This is a genomic window from Streptomyces sp. ALI-76-A, from assembly GCF_030287445.1.
GTDB lineage: Bacteria > Actinomycetota > Actinomycetes > Streptomycetales > Streptomycetaceae > Streptomyces.
Window position 1 is genome coordinate 264705 of the sequence record NZ_JASVWB010000004.1, and the last position, 22266, is coordinate 286970.

21 protein-coding genes are annotated in these 22266 nt (G+C 72.7%); 8 read left to right on the top strand and 13 right to left on the bottom strand.

The features are described from left to right. The first annotated feature begins 6 nt into the window (after positions 1–6). Positions 7–540, top strand: coding sequence for a GNAT family N-acetyltransferase (locus QQS16_RS37735; protein WP_286067056.1), 534 nt, complete (start codon positions 7–9; stop codon positions 538–540). A 66-nt stretch (positions 541–606) separates the two neighbouring features. On the opposite strand, the gene QQS16_RS37740 is transcribed toward QQS16_RS37735, so the two are convergent. From QQS16_RS37740 to QQS16_RS37765, 6 genes are all read right to left on the bottom strand, one after another. Beyond that, positions 607–867 carry a hypothetical protein gene (locus QQS16_RS37740; RefSeq protein WP_286067058.1) on the bottom strand — a complete coding sequence of 87 codons (261 nt, stop codon included), beginning with the start codon at positions 865–867 and terminating at the stop codon, positions 607–609. A gap of 138 nt (positions 868–1005) precedes the next feature. Next, entirely contained in the window at positions 1006–1821 is an 816-nt protein-coding gene (locus QQS16_RS37745; protein ID WP_286067060.1) for an SAM-dependent methyltransferase, read from the bottom strand. Positions 1822–1987: 166 nt separating this feature from the next. Beyond that, positions 1988–2983, bottom strand: a complete 996-nt coding sequence (locus QQS16_RS37750) for a PDR/VanB family oxidoreductase (protein ID WP_286067061.1) — start codon at positions 2981–2983, stop codon at positions 1988–1990. Between the two features lie 60 nt (positions 2984–3043). Then, complete coding sequence (locus QQS16_RS37755) at positions 3044–4231, bottom strand: acetyl-CoA C-acyltransferase (RefSeq protein ID WP_286067062.1); 1188 nt, start codon at positions 4229–4231, stop codon at positions 3044–3046. A 61-nt stretch (positions 4232–4292) separates the two neighbouring features. Beyond that, entirely contained in the window at positions 4293–4898 is a 606-nt protein-coding gene (locus tag QQS16_RS37760) for a histidine phosphatase family protein (protein WP_286067064.1), read from the bottom strand. Between the two features lie 90 nt (positions 4899–4988). Next, a complete protein-coding gene (locus tag QQS16_RS37765; RefSeq protein ID WP_286067065.1) occupies positions 4989–6527 on the bottom strand; it encodes an AMP-binding protein in 1539 nt (512 codons plus the stop codon). Between the two features lie 248 nt (positions 6528–6775). On the opposite strand from QQS16_RS37765, the gene QQS16_RS37770 reads away from it, so the two are divergent. The 3 genes from QQS16_RS37770 (at position 6776) to QQS16_RS37780 (ending at position 9637) form a co-directional block, all read left to right on the top strand. Then, positions 6776–8017, top strand: coding sequence for an acyl-CoA dehydrogenase family protein (locus QQS16_RS37770; RefSeq protein ID WP_286067066.1), 1242 nt, complete (start codon positions 6776–6778; stop codon positions 8015–8017). A gap of 72 nt (positions 8018–8089) precedes the next feature. Further along, complete coding sequence (locus QQS16_RS37775; RefSeq protein WP_286067067.1) at positions 8090–8854, top strand: SDR family NAD(P)-dependent oxidoreductase; 765 nt, start codon at positions 8090–8092, stop codon at positions 8852–8854. A gap of 3 nt (positions 8855–8857) precedes the next feature. After that, the gene (locus QQS16_RS37780; protein WP_286067068.1) at positions 8858–9637 is read left to right on the top strand and encodes a ThuA domain-containing protein; all 780 of its coding nucleotides are present in this window, start codon (positions 8858–8860) and stop codon (positions 9635–9637) included. Positions 9638–9849: 212 nt separating this feature from the next. Here the strand turns inward: QQS16_RS37780 and QQS16_RS37785 are convergent, their stop codons facing one another. The 4 genes from QQS16_RS37785 to QQS16_RS37800 all read right to left on the bottom strand — a co-directional run bounded on the left by QQS16_RS37785 (position 9850) and on the right by QQS16_RS37800 (position 14822). Then, on the bottom strand, positions 9850–10893 hold the full coding sequence (locus QQS16_RS37785) for an NAD(P)-dependent alcohol dehydrogenase (RefSeq protein WP_286067069.1): 1044 nt from the start codon (positions 10891–10893) through the stop codon (positions 9850–9852). After that, positions 10890–12011 carry an ABC transporter permease gene (locus QQS16_RS37790; RefSeq protein WP_286067070.1) on the bottom strand — a complete coding sequence of 374 codons (1122 nt, stop codon included), beginning with the start codon at positions 12009–12011 and terminating at the stop codon, positions 10890–10892. Before QQS16_RS37790 ends, QQS16_RS37785 begins: the two co-directional genes overlap by 4 nt. Before the next feature lies 1 nt (position 12012). Next, a complete protein-coding gene (locus tag QQS16_RS37795) occupies positions 12013–13617 on the bottom strand; it encodes a sugar ABC transporter ATP-binding protein (RefSeq protein WP_286067071.1) in 1605 nt (534 codons plus the stop codon). Positions 13618–13679: 62 nt separating this feature from the next. Next, positions 13680–14822 carry a substrate-binding domain-containing protein gene (locus QQS16_RS37800; protein WP_286067072.1) on the bottom strand — a complete coding sequence of 381 codons (1143 nt, stop codon included), beginning with the start codon at positions 14820–14822 and terminating at the stop codon, positions 13680–13682. 449 nt (positions 14823–15271) lie between these two features. Between QQS16_RS37800 and QQS16_RS37805 the strand changes: the two genes are divergently transcribed. From QQS16_RS37805 to QQS16_RS37820, 4 genes are read left to right on the top strand one after another with little or no spacing between them, the layout of a single operon-like run. Beyond that, positions 15272–16678: an aromatic ring-hydroxylating oxygenase subunit alpha gene (locus QQS16_RS37805; protein ID WP_286067073.1), complete on the top strand. Its 1407-nt coding sequence runs from the start codon at positions 15272–15274 to the stop codon at positions 16676–16678. Further along, positions 16675–16995 (top strand): 2Fe-2S iron-sulfur cluster-binding protein, encoded by a 321-nt coding sequence (locus QQS16_RS37810; protein WP_286067074.1) that lies wholly within the window; start codon positions 16675–16677, stop codon positions 16993–16995. Before QQS16_RS37805 ends, QQS16_RS37810 begins: the two co-directional genes overlap by 4 nt. A gap of 2 nt (positions 16996–16997) precedes the next feature. Continuing rightward, complete coding sequence (locus QQS16_RS37815) at positions 16998–17216, top strand: transposase (protein WP_286067075.1); 219 nt, start codon at positions 16998–17000, stop codon at positions 17214–17216. Between the two features lie 4 nt (positions 17217–17220). After that, positions 17221–18261, top strand: coding sequence for an NADP-dependent oxidoreductase (locus QQS16_RS37820; protein WP_286067077.1), 1041 nt, complete (start codon positions 17221–17223; stop codon positions 18259–18261). A gap of 59 nt (positions 18262–18320) precedes the next feature. Here QQS16_RS37820 and QQS16_RS37825 read toward each other — a convergent pair whose 3' ends face one another. From QQS16_RS37825 to QQS16_RS37835, 3 genes are all read right to left on the bottom strand, one after another. Next, the gene (locus QQS16_RS37825) at positions 18321–19463 is read right to left on the bottom strand and encodes a substrate-binding domain-containing protein (protein WP_502963988.1); all 1143 of its coding nucleotides are present in this window, start codon (positions 19461–19463) and stop codon (positions 18321–18323) included. Between the two features lie 123 nt (positions 19464–19586). Continuing rightward, complete coding sequence (locus QQS16_RS37830) at positions 19587–20687, bottom strand: ABC transporter permease (protein WP_286067080.1); 1101 nt, start codon at positions 20685–20687, stop codon at positions 19587–19589. Next, positions 20684–22240, bottom strand: coding sequence for a sugar ABC transporter ATP-binding protein (locus QQS16_RS37835; RefSeq protein ID WP_502963957.1), 1557 nt, complete (start codon positions 22238–22240; stop codon positions 20684–20686). The genes QQS16_RS37830 and QQS16_RS37835 overlap by 4 nt, the downstream gene beginning before the upstream one ends. Between the last annotated feature and the right edge of the window lie 26 nt (positions 22241–22266).

Here is a 22266-nt window from a genome sequence, read left to right on the forward strand (position 1 = left end):
GGCGCCATGACCGAGATCCGCACGCCCCGCCTCATCCTCCGTCGCTGGCACGACGACGACCTCGCGCCCATGGCGGAGATCAACGCGGACCCGCAGGTCATGCACTGGGTCGACGACGGTTCGGTGCGCGACCTGGACGACACCGCCGAGGCCATCGAGCGGTGGGAGGAGGAGTGGGACGAGGAGGGCTTCGGTCTCTTCGCCGTCGAACTGCTGGCCTCGGGTGAACTGGCCGGTTTCACCGGCCTGTCCGTGCCCGAGTTCCTGCCGGAGGTGATGCCCGCCGTGGCGATCAGCTGGCGGTTCGGCTCGTCGTTCTGGGGCCAGGGGTACGCGTCCGAGGCCGCCCAGGCCACGCTGGAGTTCGCCCTCCAGGACCGTGGCCTCGACCGCGTCATCAGCATCAGCCGGGCCGGCGACGACGCCTCCGAGAACATCATCCGCAAGCTCGGCATGGTGCCGGTGCTGCAGACCGAACACCCGGTGTACGGTCTGCCGCTGAGCGTCCATGCCATCGATCTCACCGAGTTCGAGGCGTGAACCGGTCGGACACCGTCGCGGACGGCTCGGACGACTGAGACCGCGGCGGTCGCTGCGCGCCCGGGTTCACCGCCACCGGTCGTCCGCCATCGGTCGTCCGCCGCCGACGCCGCTCGCGTCCAGGACGTCGGCCGCGGCCGGGGCCCGTACGTCCAGGGGCTTGTCGAAGGCACTGAACTTCAGGTCGTTCATGGTCCCGTTCGCGCGGTCGAGCATCCGCTGGGCGGAGAGTTCGTCCCCGCTGGTGTCGTCCGTGCAACCGGTCACGGCGGCCCCCGCCACCAGGCAGGCCACTCCGGCCGTCACCACGGTCGGTATCGCGCGCACCACGCCCCCTTGATCACGAGGCGATCACGCTACCCGCCCCGCCCACACGGGACCGGCCCTCCCGGCTGCCGGCCGCGCGTCCCACGCCACGACGGCCCCTGGGTGGCGGTCGTCATGGCGTGGGACGCGCGCGCCGCGTCACGGTTTGCGGGCGAGGCCGCCGTGTTCGCCGATGGGTCCCGGGACGGGGGCGCCGGGCTCCGGGCGCCACAGGGGGACCGGGACGACACCGGGCTCGATGAGCTCCAGGCCGTCGAAGAACGCGGTGATCTGGTCGACGGTGCGCAGGTTGTACGGGACCGCGCCGCTCTCGTTGTACGCGTCCTGGGCCCGCTCGAAGGCGGGGTCGATGCCCCGTGACCCGTCGTTGATGGAGAGGTGGCTGCCGGAGGGCAGCGCGTCCATCAGGCGGGTGACGATGGAGCGGGCCTGGTCGTCGTCGGCGACGTGACCCAGGATGTTGCTGAGGATGAGGGCCGTGGGGCGGGTGAGGTCCAGCGTCTCGGCGGCGGCCGCCAGGATGCGGTCCGGGTCCAGCACATCGGCGTCGACGTAGGCGGTCGCGCCCTCCGCGGTGGAGTAGAGCAGGGCACGGGCGTGGGCCAGGACCATCGGGTCGTTGTCGACGTAGACGATCCTGGCCTCGGGGGCGATCCGCTGCGCGACCTCGTGGGTGTTGTCGGCGGTCGGCAGGCCGGTGCCGATGTCCAGGAACTGCCGGATGCCCGCCTCGGAGACCAGGTACGTGATGTTGCGGCGCAGGAACGCGCGGCTGCTGCGGGCGATGGTGACAATGCCGGGGAACACGGCGGTGTAGGCGTCGCCGGCTTCCTCGTCGACCGGGTAGTTGTCCTTCCCGCCCAGCCAGTAGTTCCAGATACGGGCCGAATGCGGCACCGACGTGTCGATCTTCTGCTGCACCGCTGATCCGGGCGTCTGCGCGGGGTCCGTCATGGGTGGCGTCCGTCTTTCGGCCGAGGTGTGGATGATTCACCGCACAACGTACGTGCCAACAGGGCGGTCGCGCACACCAGTTCACATTTCCTTGAGGACAGACCCGACAGCACCCGCTCGGCGACCGGGGCGCCACGCGGGCTCGGGCGACCGGGGGCGCGCGGCCTCAGAGGTCGAGCACCAACCGAGGGCCGCAGGAACGCGAGACGCAGATGAGCATGGTTTCGCCGGCGGCCCGCTCGTCCTCGTCGAGCAGGGAGTCCCGGTGGTCCGGCGTCCCCTCCAGCACGTCCGTCTCGCACGTGCCGCAGGTGCCTTCCCGGCAGGAGAACAGCACCGGGACACCCGCTTCCTCCGCCACGTCGAGCACCGAGCGGTCCGGCGGGACCGTGAGCGTGTGTCCGGACCGGGTGAGCACCACCTCGAAGGCCTCGGCCGGCGCCGCCCCGGCCGACGGCGCGACCGGAGCGAACCGCTCGATGCCCAGCGTGCCCGAGGGCCAGGAGGCGCACTGCTCCTGTGCGGCACGAAGCAGCGGCTCCGGACCGCAGGCGTGCACCAGCGTGCCCGCGCGGGGGGAGCCGACGAAGGCGGCGAGGTCCAGCAGGCCGTACTCGTCCTGCGGCCGGATCATCACCCGGTCCCCGTAGGGCGCGAGGCGGTCCAGGAACGCCATGGAACCGCGGGTGCGGCCGCCGTACAGCAGCCGCCAGTCGGCTCCCGCGGCCTCGGCGGCCTCCACCATCGCCAGGATCACGGTGATGCCGACCCCGCCCGCGACGAAGAGATGGCGCTCGGCCGGGCGCAGGGGGAAGTTGTTCCGCGGCCCCCGCACCCGCACGGCCGAACCCTCCCGCAGCCGGTCGTGGACGTACGAGGAACCGCCGCGGCCCTCCGGCGCGCGCAGGACGGCGATCTGCCAGGCCCCCCGGTCGGCGGGGTCCCCGCACAGGGAGTACTGACGGACGAGGCCGTTGTCCAGCAGCAGGTCGATGTGGGCTCCCGGTGCCCAGACCGGGAGCGGGTCGCCCTCCGGGTGGCGCAGCACCAGGGAGACGACGCCGTCGGCGGCGTCGACGCGGCTGCCCACGACGAGAGTCGCCTCGTCCTCCCGCTGGACGGACTGCGGTACTCGGGGGGCCTGGAGTGGCTGGCTGGTCATGTGCGTCAACCTGAGTCTCGTACGGGTGGGGGAGAGGACGGAGCTGGTGGGGAGGAGGCGTCAGCCGCGCGGTACGTTCAGCAGCAGCGCGTCGCCCTGGCCGCCGCCCCCGCACAGCGCGGCGGCTCCGGTGCCGCCTCCGCGCCGCAGCAGCTCCCGGGTGAGGGTCACCACGAGCCGGGCACCGGTCATGCCGACGGGATGGCCGAGGGCGATGGCACCGCCGTTGACGTTCACCTTCTCCAGCGGGACACCGAGTTCCCGTACGGAGGCCAGGGCGACCCCGGCGAACGCCTCGTTGATCTCCAGCAGGTCGAGGTCCCCGGCCTTCAGCCGGCCGTCGCGGGACAGGGCGTCGCGCACCGCACCGGCCGGCTGCACCACCAGGGAGGGGTCGGGGCCCGCCACGGTGCCGTAGGCGCCGATCTCGGCGAGCGGTGTCAGGCCCTCCCGGCGGGCGCGGTCCGCGCTCATCACGACGACGGCCGCGGCCCCGTCGGACAGCTGCGAGGCGTTGCCCGCGGTGATCGTGCCCTCGGCGGAGAAGGCGGGCCTCAGGCGCCCGAGGCTCTGAGCGGTGCTCTGCGGCCGGACGCCCTCGTCGGACGCCACCACCGTCTCGCCCCGCCGCCCGGCCACGGTCACCGGCGTGATCTCCGCGGCGAACGCGCCGGACTCCTGGGCACGGTGGGCCCGCTGGTGCGACAGCGCGCTGTACTCGTCCTGCTCCTCGCGGGTGAACGCGAAGGGCCGCTGGTAGCGCTCGGTGGCCGCGCCCATGGAGACCCCGTCGAAGGCGCAGGTCAGCGCGTCGCGATCCAGGGCGTCCTCGACGGAGGCCGCCCCGTACTTCCAGCCGGTGCGGGACCCGCGCAGCAGGTGCGGGGCGCCGGACATGGACTCCATGCCGCCCGCCACGACCACCTCGTGGCGCCCCGAGGCGACCATGAGATCGGCCAGGGCGATGGCGTGCAGCCCGGACAGGCACAGCTTGTTGACCGTGCCGGCCGGTACGGCGAACGGGATTCCGGCGGCCACCGCGGCCTGCCGGGCCGGGTTGGGACCGGCGCCGGCCTGGACGACATGGCCCATCACGACGGCCTCCACGGCCGCCGGGTCCACGAGTGCCGCGGACAGCGCGGCGCGGATGGCCCGGCCGCCGAGGTCCGCGGCGGACAGGCTGCTCAGCCCGCCCATGAGCTTGCCGATGGGCGTTCTCGCTCCGGCGACGATGACGGATCCGGGCATGTCCGGTGCCTCCTGGGGGTGGGTGTCGAAGGGGGGAGCTGGGGAGTGGGTGGGTGGGGGGTCAGCCGACGGAGTCGACGGCCCGCTCCGCGACCAGATGAGCCGTCTCGTTCACGGAGTGCAGCACGATCCGCCCGCCCGGCATGCGCCGCACGCGGCTGACCGAGGTGTAGCCCGGGTGGAACCAGAACATCCGGGGGATGTCGAGGACGGTCGCCAGGTAGGTGTTGGTGATCCCGCCGTGGCACACGGCCGCGATCCGTCCGCCGGGGTGCGCGTCCAGCATGGTGCGCACCGCCCGCACCGCCCGCGCCCGGAAGGCGTCCCGGTCCAGATCCGGTACGAAGTCCTCGTACCGTCCCTCGGAGAGCGCCACCGACCGGGGGTCGTCCGGGAGGATCTGCTCCGGCGGGGTGTAGGGGTGGGAGACATCGGTGTCCCACTCGCGCAGGTCGTCCAGCACGGTGGCGGTCAGGCCCGTCAGCCGTTCGAGCGGCGCCGCCGTCTCCCGGGCGCGCCGGTACGGGCTGACGTAGAGCGCGTCGATGCCCTCGTCCGCCAGCCAGGGGGCGAGGCGCTCGGCCTGGGCGATGCCGTCCGGCGACAGCTCGGGATCGAAGACGCCCGAGACGGGAAGGCCGTGCCGGACGAGCAGAAGTTCCGTCATGAGGGTCCTTGTACGGAGAAGGGCTTGTGCCGAGAAGGGCTTGTGCGAGGGAGGGCTCGCGCGAAGAGGAGAGGGGGGAGGCGGCGGGGCTCAGCCGGCGATCGTCCGGTCGGAGTCCCAGTACGGGCGGCGCATCGCCCGTTTGTCGAGCTTGCCCATGGCGTTGCGCAGGAGTTCCGGGACCACCTCGTACGTCTTCGGGCACTTGTACGCGGCCAGCCGCTCGCGGCAGAACGCGTGCAGCTCCCCGTCCGCCGGCGCGCCGTCGTCCGTCACGACGACCAGGGCCCGCAGTGACTCGCCGAAGTCCGGGTCGGGCACGCCGATGACCGCGACCTCGGCGACCCGCGGGTGCTCGCGCAGCACCGCCTCGCTCTCCGCCGGATAGAGGTTCACCCCGCCGGATACCACGACGTCCGCGGCCCGGTCGGTGATGAAGATGTAGCCGTCCGGATCGACGTAGCCGATGTCGCCGAGGGTGAAGACGCCGGGGGCCACGTAGGCGGCCTTCGTCTTTTCCTCGTCCGCGTGGTAGCGCACACCGCGGCCCTCCGGCGCCCGGAAGGACAGCAGCCCGAGTTCTCCGGCGGGCAGGGGGCTGCCGTCGTCGCCGGTCACCAGGACGTCGAAGGGAGGCTGGACGCGCCCCACCGAACCGGGGTGCTCCAGCCACTCGGTGCTGTCGATGCGCGCGACCGTGCCCGCCTCGCTGGCCCCGTACGACTCGGTCAGCACCGGACCGAGCCAGTCGATCATGGCCCGCTTCACCTCCGGCGGGCACGCGGAGCCGGTGTGCGAGATCTGCACCAGGCTGGAGACGTCGTAGCGGACGCGGGTCTCCGGCGGCAGCGCGAGGAGGCGGCCGAAGTGGGTCGGCACCATCACCGACGAGGTGACCCGCCACCGCTCCACCTGGTGCAGGAAGGTCTCCGCGTCGAACCTGCCGAGGATCACCACCGGCCGCCCGGCCGCGAGATGACGCAGGGCGGTGAGCGGGCCGTTGTGCTGGAGCGGGCCGCACACCAGGTGCGGTCCCGGCGGGAAACCGGGGCGGGCGGCCACCGCCTCCAGGTACGCGGAGCTGTCGGTCACCGGCCCCCGCACCCAGCGCACCTCGGTGCCGCGGGCCCGTCCCGTGGTGCCCGAGGTGTAGACGAGCGGGGGCCGGGCGGGGCGGCCGGCGGGCTGGGCCACCGGTTCCGCCCCGGCCAGCCACTCGGTCCAGCCGATGGCGTCGTCCTTGGCCGGTGTCCCGTGCACCACGACCGGGAGGCCCAGTTCCGCGCCCGCCCGCCGGGCTGCCGACTCGCCCGCCGGGCCGCTGATCACGGCCTTCGCTCCCGCGTCGGTGAGCAGGTCGACCAGTTCCCGCACGGTGAGCTGCCGCGAGGCGGCCACCGTTCCGACACCCGCCCGCAGGCCGGCCAGATGGGCCACCAGGGTGGCCACGGCGTTGTCGCCCAGGACGGCGACCCGGTCCTCGGGCCCGGGCGCGACCTCCAGGAGGCGCCCGGTCAGGCGTGCCACCTGATCGGCCAGGCGGGACCAGGACAGGCTCTCCGTGTCGTCGGCCAGGGCGGTCGCGTCCGGCAGGTCGCGGGCGCGCGAGTCCAGTGGCTGTTGGGGCATCAATCCTCCGGCGCTCCTCGGTTCGTCCTCTCCCTCGCTCCACGGGGCGCACCCCGTCCGCCCAGCGGCCGGGCAGGGGGGAGAGTCGACGCCAAGACTGTAGCGTTTATCAAGAAAGTGCGGAACACTCTGACCCGAGCGGACGACACTCACCCACGTTGGAAAGGCGTTCTGCTCCGACCCGAGTAGCCGTTACTCAAGCAGCCGTCTGGTAAGTGAGCCCGGACACGTGTGACAAGGAGGTCACCATGCCCCAACCGAAGGTCGACACGTGGCGGGCCGAGGTCCGCCAGTGGCTGGCCGCGACACTGGCACCCCGGCAGGCAGCCGACACTCCGGGTCACACCGCCGCCGACCTCGCCGTCTTCCACAACCTCACGGACGCGCAGGAGCGCGAGCTGCTCGACCGCTGCCGCGCCTACCAGCGCGCCCGGCACGACGCCGGCTACCAGGCCCTCACCCTCCCCACGGAGAACGGCGGCCAGGGCCTGACCGCCGCCCACGCGGCCGTCTTCGCACAGGAGGAGGCGGCGTTCGACGTACCGCCCTCCACCGAGCTGATCAGCGTCACGGTGCGACTGGTCGCCATGTCGGTCTCCCTGTTCGGCACGCCCGAGCAGCGCGCGACCCACGCCCGCGCCTTCCTCCGTACGGACCTGCTGGCCTGCCAGCTCTTCAGCGAACCCGGTGCCGGCTCCGACCTGGCCGCCCTGCGCACCCGTGCCCGGCGCGACGGCGAGGACTGGGTGATCGACGGGCAGAAGGTGTGGACCTCGGGCGCCCAGTTCGCCGAGTACGGCCTGCTGCTCGCCCGAACCGACCCGGACGTCGTGAAGCAGGCCGGCATCACCGCCTTCCTGGTGCCCATGGACAGCCCGGGCGTGGAGATCCGCCCCATCCGCCAGATGAGCGGCGGCGCCTCCTTCAACGAGGTGTTCCTCAGCGGCGTACGCGTCCCCGACGGGCTGCGGATCGGCCGCCCCGGCCAGGGCTGGGAAGTGGCCAACGCCACCCTCGCCTTCGAACGCACCGCCTCCGGCTCCGGCAACCGGCGCAAGGGCGGCACCTTCGACGACGTCCTCGCCCTCGCCCGCTCGCTGGAGCGGACCGGGGACCCGCTGGTGCGCCGGCGTCTCGCCGACCTGTATGTGCGCGGCGCGCTGCGGGCCGCCACCGTGGACCGCGTCGCCCGGGCGAGCGCGGCCGGCGGACGGCCGGGCCCCGAGGCCTCGCTGACCAAGCTCATGGCATCCGACCTTCTGACGCGCACCGGGCAGGTGGCCGCCGAACTGATGGGCGCCCGGATCACCGCCGACACCGGCGAGCCGGGCACCTTCGCCTGGACGGAACACCTGCTGGGCGCGCCCGGCTACCGGCTGGCCGGGGGCACCGACCAGATCCAGCGCAACCTGATCAGCGAGCGGGTGCTGAAGCTGCCGGGGGAGCCGCGGGTCGACAAGGTGCCGTTCTCCGAACTGTCCGGAAACTGAACGCGGCCACCGAGGCACGCGCCACCACGGCAGGCCACTGAAGGCAACACCACGCACTGAGGAGTGACATCGATGGATCTGGGACTGACAGGTGCGAACGCGCTGGTGACCGGCGCGAGCCGGGGCATCGGCCGGGCGATCGCGGGGACGCTGGCCGCCGAGGGCTGCGCGCTGGCGCTGTGCGCCCGGGGCGAGGAGGCCCTCGCCAAGGCCGCCGCCGAACTGCGTGCCGAGGGAGCGACCGTGTTCGCCGAGCCGGTCGACGTGACCGACCCGGCGGCGCTGGCGGGCTTCGTGGAGCGGGCGGCCGGTGAGCTGGGCGGCTTGGACCTGCTGGTGTCCAACGTCTCGGCGGGCAACGTCAAGGGGCCCGAGTCGTGGGAGGCCAGCCTGCGCGGTGACCTGATGCCGTTCGCGGGACTCGTCGAGGCGGCCATGCCCTACCTGGAGGCCTCCGAGAGGGCCGCCGTGGTGGCCATCGGCACCACCAACGCCTCCGACACCGCCCGCCCGGCCGGGGCCAACTCGTACTCCGCCCTGAAGGCCGCCGTCGTCCAGCACGCCTCCGCCCTCGCCCACGCGCTCGCCCCGAAGGGCATCCGGGTCAACACCGTCTCGCCCGGCCCCATCGACTTCCCCGGCGGCGCCTGGGAGACCATCCGCACCAGCCGCCCCGAGGTCTACGAGGAGGTCCTCGCCAAGCTGCCCATCGGCCGCTACGGCAGCGCGGAGGACGTGGCCGCCGCGGTGGCGTTCCTGCTGGGCCGCACCGGCTCCTTCTGCGTCGGCGTCAACCTCGTGGTGGACGGCGGGCTGCTCACCCGCGTCCAGTACTGAGCCGTGGCGGGCCCGGCCGGCCGCCTGGACGCCGTACTGGTCTGCGGCGGCAAGTGGCACGACTTCGACTACGCGCGGCTGCGGCTGCTGGACCTGTTGGACGGCCATCCCCAGGTCCGCACCCGGGTCTACGAGGACTACGACTGCCTGCCCGCACTGGACCGGGCGGACCTGCTGGTGACCTACACCTGCGATGTACGGCCCCGTCCCGCCCAGCGGGCCGCGCTGGCCCGGTTCGTCGAGCGGGGCGGGCGCTGGCTCGCCCTGCACGGCACCAACGCGGTGATCGAGGGGCCGGCCGACGGCGGGACCCGGGTGTTCACCACCCCGCGGCTGCTCGGTGAGCTGGCCGGCGTGCTCGGCAGCCAGTTCCTCGCCCACCCGCCGATCGAACCGTACGAGGTGCGGGTGACGCGGCCCGGCCACCCGCTGGTCGAGGGTGTCCAGCCGTTCACGGTGACCGACGAGTTGTACGTGTGTGAGCTGCACGGGGAGCTGGAGGTGCTGCTGCACGCCGAGTACACGGGGCCGTGCCGCGGGTTCGACGAGGGCGGCACGGCGGCGGCCGACGAGGCGGCCCGTCCGGTGCTCTACCTGAAGCGGCACGGGGTGGGCGAGGTCTGTTACTTCACTCTCGGGCATTGCCGTGGCCGGTACGACGTGCAGGACCTGGGCGTGGACGACACCGGGCGGGTGGACCGGGGGCCCTGGCAGACACCGGAGTTCCTCACGGTGCTGGGGCGCTGCGTGGAGCGGATGGTGGACGAGCGGGTGCTGCCCTAGGGGTTTCGCCCCCGCCGCCCCTTCCCGTTCCCGACCCCTGGGCGCTCCGCCCCCGACCCCCGCTCCTCAAACGCCGGAGAGGCTGATTTTCCAGCCCGTCCGGCGTTTGAGGACGAGGCCCCTTCAGGGCCGAAGGGGGGTCTGGGGGCGAAGCCCCCAGGGACGGGACGGGAAGGGGCGGCGGGGCGAAGAAGCCACCACCGCGCCCCCGTTCACCCGTGCGGCAGCACCACCGCACGGCCGTTGATGTCGCCCGCGTGCAGGCGCTCGTAGGCCAGCGGGGCATCCTCGATCGGGAAGGTCTCGACGTGGGAGGAGACGAGGCCCTGCCGTGCGAGGTCGACGACCTCGATGAGTTCGGGACGGCTGCCCCAGTAGGGGGCCGACGCGGACACCTCGAACGGCAGCCCCCCGCCGAACCCCACCGCCAGCGTGCCCCCGCCGATCCCGACGACGGTCACGTCCCCGGCGACCGCCACCGACGCCGCCGCCACCGCGAGGGTCGCCCCGGCCCCCACGAAGTCCAGCACCACCTCCGCCCCCACCCCGCCGGTCAGCTCCCGCACCCGCGCCGCCGCCCCGTCGTCGGACCGGAGCGTCTCGTGGGCGCCCACGGCACGCGCGAGTTCCAGCTTCTCCTTGCTCACGTCGAGCGCGACCACCCGGGTCGGCGACAGGGCGCGCAGCAGCTGGACCGCGATATGGCCGAGGCCGCCGACACCGATCACCACCGCCGTACTGCCCGGCACGAGCTTGGGCAGCAGGGCGCGGATCGCGTGGTACGGCGTCAGGCCGGCGTCGGTGAGCGGTGCGGCCTGGACCGGGTCCAGGCCGTTCAGCGGCACCAGATGGCGCGGTGAGTCCACCACCAGGTACTCGGCGAGAGCGCCCGGAGAGCCGAGCCCGGGCGGCATGATGCCGAGCCCCGCGGCGTGCGGGCAGCAGTTCTCCCGGCCCTCGGCGCACATGCGGCAGCGGCCACAGCCCCACGGGCCGTAGACCGCCACCTCGTCGCCCTCCGCCACCCCGGCGACCCCGACGCCCAGAGCGGCGACGGTCCCGACGCCCTCGTGCCCGAGCGTCATCGGCAACGCGTAGGGGAACTGTTCCTCGGGCCAGCTCATGACCGCCAGGTCGGAGTGGCACAGCCCCGCGGCCGTCACCTTCAGCAGCACCTGGCCGGGGCCCGGCTCGGGTACGGGCACCTCGACGACCTCGGGCGCGCCGCCCACCGTCCGGTACTGGACCGCCTTCATCGGGCGACCTCCCCGTCCGCGCCGGGTCCTTCGGCGGCGTCGGCGGCCGGCGGTGCCTTGCGGCGGCGCAGTACCGTCGGCAGGGCGATCCGGCCGCCGGTGAGGACGAGCGCCACGATGAGGACCGAGCCGGTGAACAGACTCGCCGCCCACTGCGCGCTGGTGGCCAGCCCGAGGCCCGTGATGCCGGTGCCGAGCAGCAGCACCGCGATCACCGTGCCCCAGGCGTTGAAGCGGCCCGCGCGCAGCTGTGTCGCCCCGACGAAGGCCGCCGCGTAGGCGGACAGCAGATACGGCGTGCCCGCGCTCGGCGATCCCGATCCCACCGAGGACGCGAAGACGACTCCGGCGAGACCGGAGAGCAGCGCGGACGCCACCAGGGTCAGGAAGCGCAACCGGTCGGTGCGTACCCCTTGCAGGCGGGCCGCGTCCGCGTTGAAGCCGGTCGCGTACAGCCGGCGTCCGGTGGCCGTGTGTTCCAGCAGGAACCAGATGGCCGTCGCGGCGAGCAGCAGGTACAGCACGGGAAGCGTGATGCCGCCCGCGTCCAGTTGCGCGATGCCGGAGAACGGCTTGGCCAGCAGCTCGACGCCGGTGATGGAGCTGTCGTTGGTGACCATGGTGATCAGGGACTGGATCAGGGCGCCGGTGGCCAGGGTCGCGATGAACGAGTCGACCCGCAGCACCACCACGACGATGCCGTTGACCACTCCGACGCACAGGGCGGCGGTCATGGAAAGGGCGATCGCGGTGCCGGGGCCGAGGCCCGTGGTGACCAGGAAGTACGCGGTCAGCACACTCGTGAGCGACATGGTGAAGGCGACCGACAGGTCGAAGACACGGGCGGCCAGCGGAAGGACGACGCTGAGCGCGACCAGCCCGGCCACGGCGTTGCCGTTCAGGACCTGCTTGACCGTGGTGACGGTCGGGAACGTGTCCGGAACCCACACGGAGAAGAGCACGGCGATCAGCAGCCACACGTGGACGGCGCCGATGTTGCGGAACGACAGGGCGGTCAGCGCCCGTCGGCCCAGGACGCCGGTGCGGGACACCGCGGGCACCGGCAGGTCCGGTCCGCTCGGGCGGAGCCCGGCGGCCCGGGTGGGGGTGGTTGTCATGTCACTCGCTTCTTTCCATGGTCGACTCGGTTCCCTCCATGGCGTGGACCAGCGCCGGTTCGGTGATGTCCGGGCCGCTGATCTCCCGGACGATCCGGCCGTCCCGCACCACCAGGACGCGGGTGCACAGGGCGAGCAGGTCCTCCGTGTCCGAGGAGGACACGATCACGCCCATGCCGTCGTCGGCCTGACGCTCGATCAGGTCGTAGAGCTGGAGGCGGGTCGCGATGTCGACGCCCGCCGTGGGTTCGCACAGCACCAGCACCGGTGGCTGCTGGGCCAGGCAGCGGGCCATGACGACCTTCTGCTGGTTGCCGCCGCTCAGTGTGGTGATCCGGGCGTCGCGTCCGGCCGTGCGTACGTCCACCCGCCGGATCCACTGCTCGGCGAGCGCGGACACGCGGCGCCGGTGCAGCTGTCCCGCTCGTGCGCGAAGCCGGTCGAGCAGGGGCAGGGTGAGGTTCTCCCCGACGGAGAAGTCACCGATCACGCCCTCGGCGGCCCGGTCCGCGGGGACCAGCGGAATGCCCAGACCACGGGCGTCCTTCGCGTCGAGCCAGCGCCGGGCGCGCTCCGGAAGGCGGATCCGGCCGCGCACCGGTCCGGTGTGGGCCCCGCACACGGCGTAGGGCACCACCTCATGGCCGGAGCCCACCAGGCCGGTGATGCCCAGCCGTTCGCCGCGGGCCAGGTCGAAGCCGATGCCGCGCAGCGGGCCCGCCCACAGGTCGCGGACCTCCAGGACCGCCCTGTCGGGCGAGGACGGCAGCCGCGGACGGTACGTCGTCTCCATCTCCTCGCCGGCCATCAGCTCGGCCAGCGACCGGGGAGTGAGTTCGGCGACCCGGCGGGTGGCGATCCGGCGTCCGCCGCGGATCACGGTGACCCGGTCGGCCAGCGCGAAGATCTCGTCCATGCGGTGCGAGACGTACAGGACGCTGGCTCCGGCGTCGCGGACCTCCCGCACGATGTCGAAGAGCCGGGCCACCTCGCCGGGCGGCAGCACGGCCGTCGGCTCGTCGAGGACGAGGACGCCGCGGCGGCCCTCCCAGCCCTGGAGCGCGGCGGCGATGGCCACCACCGCGCGCTGGACCGGGGTGGCCGTCGACAGGGGACGGCGTACGTCGACGCCGAGGCCGAACCGCTCGACCAGGGCCGCCGTCCGGCGCTCCATCTCCGGCCAGCGGATGTTGCCGAGGGCGGTACGGGCGAAGCCGTGACTGAGCGCGAGATTGTCCGTGGCGCTCAGTTCGCCGACCAGCCCCAGCTCCTGGTGGACGAAGCGGAGCCGGTCGTGCCGCGAGCCGGTGACCTGGCCCAGGCCGAACGGCTCGCCGTCGAGTTCGGCGACCGCTCCGGGCTCGGCGTGGTGGTAGCCGGCGAGGATCTTGATGAGAGTGGACTTGCCGGAGCCGTTGGGCCCGATCAGCGCGTGGATCTCGCCGTGGGCGATGTCGAGGTCGACGTCCTCGAGCGCCTGGGTTCCGCCGAATCGCTTCGACAGCCCGGACACCCGCAGCACGGGCCGGCCGCTGCCCTCGGTCCAGGCCGTTCCTGGTGCGGTCCGCGCCGGCTTCGTGGTCTCCGTCGGTGTGTCAGCGTGCACCGCTGCTCCATCCGTCAGGGGCGCCGCCGCCGGCCGGTGGCCGGCGGCGGGGGCCGGGTCGGTCAGTTCAGGCCCCAGAGCGCCTTGAACTGCGCCTGGTAGTCCTCGACGAGCGGGAAGTCGCCGATCGTGACGGTCAGGTTGTCCTTGGTGATCAGCATGTTGGGCAGCACCGCCTTCTGGTCCACCTCCATCGACTGGCCGGTGAAGTGGCGCGCCAGCGCGTCGACCTGGGTCCAGGCGGTCTCGTGCGAGTTCAGCGCCATCGCGCCGTGGCTGAGGTCGTTCTGGATGTACTGGTAGTTCTGGGCGTCACCGACGTTGACGGCGATGTGCTTGTCGGCGATGCCGGCCGTCTTCAGCGCGGACGGGACGCCCACGTTGAGCAGGCCCAGGCCGAAGACGATGTGCGTCACCTTCGGGTGCGAGCGGACGTACGACACCACGCGGTCGGCCATGTCCTTGCCGATCGCGGTGATCGGCACGTCGACGTTGTCCAGGGCACAGCCCTCGCACCATTCCTTGTACTTGGTGGCGAACATGTCCTTGACGGGCTTGAGGATGGTGTACGCGGGCAGGTCGAAGTAGACGGTGTTCGCCTGCGCGTCACTGTCGGCCACCACCCACGAGGCGAGCATCTCGCCCTGGACGGCGACGTCCTTCGGCCCGTTCTTCAGCAGCGCGATGCCGTCGCCCACCACGTCGTCGGCGTTCGACTGGATGACCGGGATGCCGGCCTCCTTCAGCTTCGCCAGCTGCTTGGCGTAGACCGCGCGCGGGAATCCGGAGGCGACGACGGCGTCCGGCTTGTCGCGCAGTGCCTGCTCGTAGGCGGACTGGACGGACTCCGGCGTGCCCTGCGTGGGGATCTGCTGGACCGTCCAGCCGAGCTGGTTGGCCCCCTCGGTGAAGAAGTCGGCCAGGTCCTTGCACGACTGCACGCCGCACAGGATGAAGTCGATCGTCTTGCCCGCGGGGATGGGCTTGCCCACCGGCTGGGTGACGGGGATCTTTCCGGGCCGCTCCGAGTACTTCGCCAGGGCCTTGCGGGCGGCGGCCAGGCCGGGCGAGTCCGCAGCCGTCGCCTTGGCGGAGTCGGCGGCCGGGGTCGTGGCGCTGCCGCACGCCGCCAGGGCGAGCAGGGCGGCGACGGAGGCGATCGCGGTGAACGCGCGATGGACCGCGCGGCCGGGTCTGGAACTCATCTTTGAGTACTCCCGTGGTGTGGCGCCTGCGCTGCCGCGGCCCGCGGCGCTCCCGCGTCCGCGATGGCCGGCTCCGTACAGGCGGATCCTGTGCCGCCCGTTCCGGGACGGCACGCATGAGCTGATCGAAAGGGCTGGATGGATCGCCGTCGTGGGGTACGACGCGGGCCGCCCCCGGAAGGCGGGCGGCGCTGTGGCCAAGACGCCGAGGACACGGAAGACACTGTCCCGGACAAGGAGAAACTTGTGAGGTCCTACAGCCTCGGGTGCGACGGAGTGTGGCACGCGCTGTCCGGCTTGGGGAGGGGGCAATCGCAACTAATTCAAGGTGGGCCCTGTCGACTGCCGGATATCCAGGCCCTTCGGTGCCCTGATGGAGTCGCGAGTATTGCTCCTGACCGCCACTGCTAACTACACTCACTCTAAAGTTTCTGGCTGAGGGAGCGAAGATGGACGAACCGTCGGAGTCGGGCACGGCGCGGTGCCCCGGGCCCAGCGTCCAGGACTACCTCGACCGGGACAGCCGGCCGGTTCCCCCCGCCCTGAGGTACGTCAACAACGACTACCTCGGCAGCGAGGACATCGACACGGCCCGCTTCACGTCCCGCGAATGGGCCGAGCGCGAGATGCGGCAGGTGTGGCGCCGCGCCTGGCAGTTCGCCTGCCTGGAGAGCGAGATCCCCGAGGTCGGCGACCACGAGATCTACGAGATCGGCGACGACTCCCTGATCATCGTGCGCACGGCGCCGGACGAGATCCGCGCGTACGTCAACGCGTGCCTGCACCGCGGCCGCAAACTGCGCACCGGCGGCGGCAACGTCGGCGAGTTCCGCTGCCCCTTCCACGGCTTCGCCTGGAACCTCGACGGCACGATGCAGACTCCGCCCTGCGTCTGGGACTTCCCCCACGTCACCCCGGAGAAGTTCGCGCTTCCCGAGGCCAAGGTGGCCACCTGGCGCGGCTTCGTCTTCATCACCATGGACCCGTACGCGGAGTCCTTCGACAGCTACCGCGGCACCTTCGACGAGTACTACATCTGGCCGTTGCAGGACCGCTACAAGTCGCTGCACATCGCCAAGGTGCTGCCGTGCAACTGGAAGATCGCCCAGGACGCGTTCATCGAGTCCTTCCACGTGATCGCCACGCACCCGCAGATGCTGCCCTGGCTCGCCGACGCCAACTCCCAGTACGACGTCATGGCGGACCAGCCCCACTGGAACCGCATGATCAACATCCAGGGCGCTCCCAGTCCCCACGTCGCCGACTCGGTCACGCAGGAGGACGTCCTGGAGACGTTCTACGACTCGCGTGCCTTCTACGCGGCCGCCCAGGGCCGTGACCTGGTGATCCAGGAGGGCGACGAGATGCCCGCGATCCCGCCCGGCGGCACCGCTCGCCAGGTCCTCGCCGAGCGGATGCGCGCCCAGCTGGCGGCCACCTCGCAGCAGGACTTCTCGCAGACCGCCGACACCGAACTGCTGGACGCCATCAACTACCTGCTGTTCCCCAACTTCAACCCGTGGGGCGGCGCCAAGTCCAACATCATCTACCGGTTCAAGCCGAACGGCCTCGACCCCGACTCCTGCACCGCCGAGATCATCTTCATGTCGGCGCCGAAGCAGCCCGGCGAGATGCCGCCCCCGGTCAAGATCCGCTGGGTGCCGGAGGACATGCTCTTCGCCGACATCCCCGAACTCGGAGTGCTCGGGCCGGTCTTCGACCAGGACTGCGAGAACCTCCCGTACGTCCAGCAGGGGCTGAAGACGATGCGCAAGCCCGGCATCACCCTGGCCGACTACCAGGAGAGCCGCATCCGCCACTTCAACCGGACGCTCGACCAGTGGATGGGGAAGTGACCGTGACCCACCGGGTCGCGGTCCGGCCCTCAGGCGTCGAGCTGGAGGTACGGGACGGCGAGGACCTGTTCAGCGCCGCCCAGCGGCTCGGTTACCGCTGGCCCACCGTCTGCGGCGGCAAGGCCACCTGCCGCACCTGCTTCGTGGCGGTCGAGGAGGGCGCCGAGAACTGCTCGCCCGTGGGCCCGCTGGAGCGCGAGGGCATCGAGGCCCTGCGCAAGCCGGTGGACGGCCTGACCCGGCTCGCCTGCCGACTCCGGGTCGAGGGCCCGGTGACCGTGACCAAGCGCGGCGTACGCCGCAGACCGCAGGAGTGACCGTGAGCGCCAAGCAAGTGACTCATCCGCTGACCGGGCACGTGTACCGGCTCACCGAGGACGGGCTGGTGGAGGTGACCGACCCCCGGAGCGGGGCCCAGGGCATCTTCGACTTCCAGGCCCGCTGGCAGTCCGGGGAACTGCGCCACGCCGACCTCCAGATGGCCGGCTGGGTGGGCCGCCTCGCCCAGCGGCGCGGCACCCGGCCGCCGGAGGCGTGAGCCGGTGCCGCCCCGCACCACCCGGGTGGTCTGCCTGGTGCGCCGGCCCGAGGGGGAGCCGGCCCTGGCGGACTTCGCCGTCGAGGAGCGCCCGCTCCCGTCCCTGGACGAGGGACAGCTGCTCGTCCGCAACCTCTACATGAGCGTCGACCCGTCGATGCGCGGGCGGCTGGAGAGCACCGAGAAGCACTACACGCACAACTTCACGCCCGGATCGCCCCTGGACGGCCGGGCCCTCGGCGTCGTCGAGGAGAGCCGCTGTCCCTCCGTGCCGCCGGGCACCTTCGTACGCCACCAGCTCGGCTGGCGGGAGCGGGCCGTCCTCGACCCGGCCGACACCGACGCCGCGGGCCGCGTCGACCCGCGACTCGCCCCGCTGCCCACCTGGCTGGGGCTGCTCGGACAGACCGGCTTCACCGCCTACGTCGGACTCGCCAGGGTCGCCCAGGTGCGGCCCGGCGACACCGTCCTGGTGTCGGCGGCGGCCGGGGCCGTGGGCACCGCCGCCGGACAGTTCGCCCGGCTGCTGGGCGCGGAGCGCGTCGTCGGAACCGCCGGAGGCCCCGACAAGTGCGCCCTGCTGGTCAAGGAGTTCGGCTACGACGCCGCCGCGGACTACCGCGCCGAGCCGGTGCGCGACGCCCTGGCCCGGCTGGCGCCCGACGGGGTCGACGTCTACTTCGACAACGTCGGCGGAGAGCAACTCGCCGCCGCGCTGCACGCGTTGCGGACAGGCGGCCGGATCGCGCTGTGCGGCATGATGTCTCAGTTCGGCGCCGAGCGGCGGTCCGCCGACATCAACCAGCTGATCCAGGCGGTCCTCAAGCGGCTGACCCTGCGCGGCTTCATCGTCCGCGACCACGAGGACCTGCGCCCGGAGTTCGAGCGCCGCGTGGCCGACTGGCTCCGCTCCGGCCGGATCACCGCCCGCGAGACGGTGACGGACGGCCTCGACAGTGCGCCGGGCGCCCTGCTGGCCCTGCTGGCCGGCGGCAACGTCGGCAAGATGCTGGTCCGGCTGGCGGACGATCCGTACACCCCCTAGCGGCAGAGGGCGACGGCCGACGCGGGATCCGGTCACGCACGACGCGTGGCCGACGGCTGTCACCTGCCCCAGATCCTCCGGTACGCCTCGCGGTAGCCGGGCGGGTCCCAGGTCGTCGCTCCGCGGCTGTTGGCCGCCGTGGCGATGTGGACCGGGGCGACGTACCCGCTGGCGGGCTCGCCGGCGAAGGCGCGGTTGAACTCGTCGACGATCTGCCAGCCCTGTTCGGCGAGCGGTTCCGGGACGGTGGCGGCCTGGAACCGCCGGCTGTCGATGCGCTGGAAGGCCGACGGGTCGCCGTCTCCGGCGCCGATGTTGAAGGGGGGACCGGAGCCCTTGCGGCCGGCCTCGCGCAGCGCGGGCGCCGCGTCGGCGAAGTAGAGGTCGTTGATGGCCACGGAGTACGTCCACCTGTTGCCGTAGCGGGAGATGAGCGAGGAGACCGCCTGGGGGGTGCGGCTGCTCGCGTCCGGGATGGGGATGTTCTCGGACGCCAGCAGACGCACGTCGGGGCAGGTGGCCAGGTGTTCCTCGATCAACTGGGACTTGTTCCTGGCGAAGGGGATCGAGGCGTCGGTGAAGACGACGACCCCCGCCCGGCCGCCCGAGTGCGCGATGATCCAGTCCGCGCTGATCCGCGCCACGTCCTCGACCTGGGTCGTGACGTTGGTGAAGAGCTTGGGTTGCCTGCTCGGTCCGGGGGAGCCGACCGCGTGCCAGCCGATCAGCGGGATGCCCGCCGCGTCGGCTCGCGCGACCTGGGCCGACGTCGCGTTGGGGTCGAAGCCGCCGAGGACGATGCCGGAGGGCCGGACGCCGACCGCCTGGCTGAGGGCCGCCTGGATGCCGGCGGGTGTGCCCTGCCCGTCGATGACCCGGACGTTCCAGCCGATCACCTTCGCGGCCTCCCGCAGCCCGTCGGCGACACCGGCGACTCCGGGGTTGGTCATGGTCTGTGCGACGTAGACGATCGTTCTGTCCGGCCGGGCCGCGGGGCCGGTGGTGGGCCCGTTCCACGACACGTCCACCTTCTCGGCCCGCCGGACGGCGGACCTCGCCTCGGCGAGGGCCGCCGGGCAGCCCGCCGTGCCTCCCTCGGTGGGGTTTCCCGGGCCGGTGGACGAGCCTCGCTCACACCCGACGACGGTGACGACGACCGTGGTCAGGGCCGCGAGGGCCGCGGCGGTCCTGCGGTACGGGATCACGGGTGCTCCTTGCTGTGGTGATGACGGCTGGGGGTGACGACGACGGGCGGACGCGGTGACGACGACGGGCGGACGCCTCCGCAGGCCGGGGGCGGACGCGGAGCGCGAGCGGGCCACGGGCTACGGGACGTCCTGGGCCTCCTGGGAGGTGCCCGCCACCTTGCTGCCCCGACGGTGCGCGGTGGCGCCGGAGCGCAGCCGACGGCGGGCGGAGTACCCGGCGAAGCCGACGGCGAGCAGCAGGGTGGCGCCGTTGAACAGCGGGGTGACCCAGAACTGCGCGCCGAGCTGGCCGATGCCGGCGAGCCCGATGGCGAGGACGGCGACCGCCACGAGGGTGCCCAGCGCGTTGGGGCGGCCGGGCCTGATCGCGGTGGAGCCGAGCAGGGCCCCGACGAAGGCAGGCAGGAGGTAGTCGAGGCCGACGCTGGGGTTGCCGATCTGCTGCTGCGCGGCGAGCAGGACGCCGGCGAAGCCGACGATCAGGCCGGACAGGGCGAAGGCGTAGACGCTGTAGCGGCGCGTGGGGATGCCGACCAGGTCGGCGGCGCGGGGGTTCGAACCGATGACGTAGAGGTAGCGGCCCAGCGGGAGGCGCTCCAGCAGCAGCCAGAGCAGGACGACCAGCCCGAGGACGTAGAACGCGGGCACCGGCAGACCGAGGAACGTGGAGTCGTGGAGGTCGGTGAAGGCGGGCGGCAGCCCGTTCGGTCCGGAGACGATGCGGGTGCCGCCGGTGATCCAGCCGGTGACGGCGTACAGCACGCTGCCGGTGCCGAGGGTGGCGATGAAGGAGTCGATCCGGGCGAACTCGACGACCACGCCGTTGAGGACCCCGACGACCGCTCCGCCGATGATCACCACCGCGCAGGCGAGCGGCCAGGACCAGCCCTCGCTGACGATCAGCTGGAGCACCATGACGTGTGCCAGGCCGAGACCGTAGCCGATGGACAGGTCGAACCGGCCCGTGACGATGGGGACCATCGCGCCGAGCGCGAGGATCGCGGGGACCGACTGGTTGGACAGGATCGAGGAGACGTTGTCGAGCGTGGGGAAGGTGTCGGGCAGGGTCAGGGAGAAGACGAGGAAGAGCAGGACGGCGAGTGCGAGCAGTCCGTACGCGCCGATGAAGTGTCCGGGGGAGCGCCGCGGCCGTGAGCGGGGAGCCGGTGACGTCGACGTCGGCCGGCTCGTCCCGTCGCCCGTCGGTTCCGCGCTCATCCGTCCGTCTCCGTTCCGGTGAGGGGCGGTACGGCGGACGCGGTGCGGGTGAGCCGGGTGACGGTGAGGGCTTCGCCGGTCAGCTCGGCCGCCACGGTCCCTCGGACGAACACCAGGGCGCGGTGGCACACGTTCGCGACCTCCTCGAAATCGGTGGAGATGAGCAGGACGGCGAGCCCGGCGGCCAGTTCCTCGTCCAGCAGGCGGTAGATCTCCGCCTTGGCGCCCACGTCCACGCCGGCTGTCGGCTCCTCGAGGATCAGCAGCCGGCGCTTGCTGTGGAGCCACCGGCCGAGCATGACCTTCTGCTGGTTGCCGCCGGACAGGACGGCGATCGGTGTCTCGCTGTCGTGGGGGCGCACCCGGAAGCGTTCGACGAGGGCCATGGCCTTGGCGCGCTCGCGCCGGGGGCTGATCCAGCGCGGCCCCGGCGTGGCGTCGGCGTGCGGGTTGGCCAGCAGGTTCTCCCGTACGGTCAGTTCGGCGGCGCACCCCTCCTCCAGCCGGTTGCTGGTCACCAGGCCGACCCCGGCACCGACGGCGGCGGCGACCGTACGCGGACGGTAGGGCCGCCCGTCCAGCAGCACGCGCCCGCCCGTGAGGGGCCGGACCCCGGCCAGCGCCCTGCCCAGGTCCATGTGTCCGGCGCCGATGAGGCCCACCATGCCCAGGATCTCGCCGGGGCGCAGCCGGAGGCCGACCGGGCCGGCGTTCTCGGTCCGTACGCCGTCGAGGCGCAGGACGGCGGGCGCCTCGGTGCCGGGAAGGGCGGCGGCGGGTGGCCGGCGAGCCGGGTCGCGGCCCACGATGTCCCGCACCAGACGAGCCGGGCTGTGGCCGGCGAGCCGGCCCCGGCTGATGATCCGGCCGTCGCGCAGGACGGCGAAGGAGTCGGCGACCTGGTACACCTCGTCGATCCGGTGGCTGACGTGGACGATGCCGTGACCGCGGTCGCACAGCTCGCGCAGGACGCGGAAGACGCGGGCACAGTCGGCCGCGGGGAGGCTGGCGGTCGGCTCGTCGAGCACGAGGAGTTCCGCCCGGGTCGACAGGGCCCGCGCGATGGCGACCAGCGAACGTTCGGCGCGGGTCAGGTCGGCGATGCGGGCCTCGGGCGCGAGATGTCCGGCGACGATCTCCAGGGCCTCCACGCAGCGCTCGCGCGCCGTCCGCCAGGAGATCAGCCCCCGGCGGCGCGGGTAGCCGGTGCCCAGGGCGATGTTCTCGGCGACCGTCATCCACTCGACGAGACCGAGGTCCTGGTGGATGAAGGCCATGTGCCGCGAGGCCGCGGCGGTGCCGAGCGGGTGGCCGGCCACGGTCACCTCGCCCTCGTCGGCGCGATGGACACCGGCGAGCACCTTGATGAGGGTGGATTTCCCGGCGCCGTTGGGGCCCAGAAGGGCGAGGACGGTACCGCGCCGGACGTCGAGGTCGACCTCGGCCAGCGCGCGAGTACCGCCGAATCGCTTGCCGAGACCCCGGATCCGGACCAGAGGGTCCTGGCCGCGGCCCACGGATCGGCTTGTCGGGGCGTCGGGAGCGTCGTGCACAGACTCTCTCCGGGGGGTCGGCTACC

Coding starts and splice junctions, on each gene's coding strand:
- QQS16_RS37785 (WP_286067069.1), bottom strand. CDS start 10,893: ATGAAGGCGGTCCAGTACCGGACGGTGGGCGGCGCGCCCGAGGTCGTC.
- QQS16_RS37765 (WP_286067065.1), bottom strand. CDS start 6,527: ATGCCCCAACAGCCACTGGACTCGCGCGCCCGCGACCTGCCGGACGCG.
- QQS16_RS37770 (WP_286067066.1), top strand. CDS start 6,776: ATGCCCCAACCGAAGGTCGACACGTGGCGGGCCGAGGTCCGCCAGTGG.
- QQS16_RS37750 (WP_286067061.1), bottom strand. CDS start 2,983: ATGACCAGCCAGCCACTCCAGGCCCCCCGAGTACCGCAGTCCGTCCAG.
- QQS16_RS37805 (WP_286067073.1), top strand. CDS start 15,272: ATGGACGAACCGTCGGAGTCGGGCACGGCGCGGTGCCCCGGGCCCAGC.
- QQS16_RS37775 (WP_286067067.1), top strand. CDS start 8,090: ATGGATCTGGGACTGACAGGTGCGAACGCGCTGGTGACCGGCGCGAGC.
- QQS16_RS37760 (WP_286067064.1), bottom strand. CDS start 4,898: ATGACGGAACTTCTGCTCGTCCGGCACGGCCTTCCCGTCTCGGGCGTC.
- QQS16_RS37745 (WP_286067060.1), bottom strand. CDS start 1,821: ATGACGGACCCCGCGCAGACGCCCGGATCAGCGGTGCAGCAGAAGATC.
- QQS16_RS37790 (WP_286067070.1), bottom strand. CDS start 12,011: ATGACAACCACCCCCACCCGGGCCGCCGGGCTCCGCCCGAGCGGACCG.
- QQS16_RS37735 (WP_286067056.1), top strand. CDS start 7: ATGACCGAGATCCGCACGCCCCGCCTCATCCTCCGTCGCTGGCACGAC.
- QQS16_RS37830 (WP_286067080.1), bottom strand. CDS start 20,687: ATGAGCGCGGAACCGACGGGCGACGGGACGAGCCGGCCGACGTCGACG.
- QQS16_RS37755 (WP_286067062.1), bottom strand. CDS start 4,231: ATGCCCGGATCCGTCATCGTCGCCGGAGCGAGAACGCCCATCGGCAAG.
- QQS16_RS37800 (WP_286067072.1), bottom strand. CDS start 14,822: ATGAGTTCCAGACCCGGCCGCGCGGTCCATCGCGCGTTCACCGCGATC.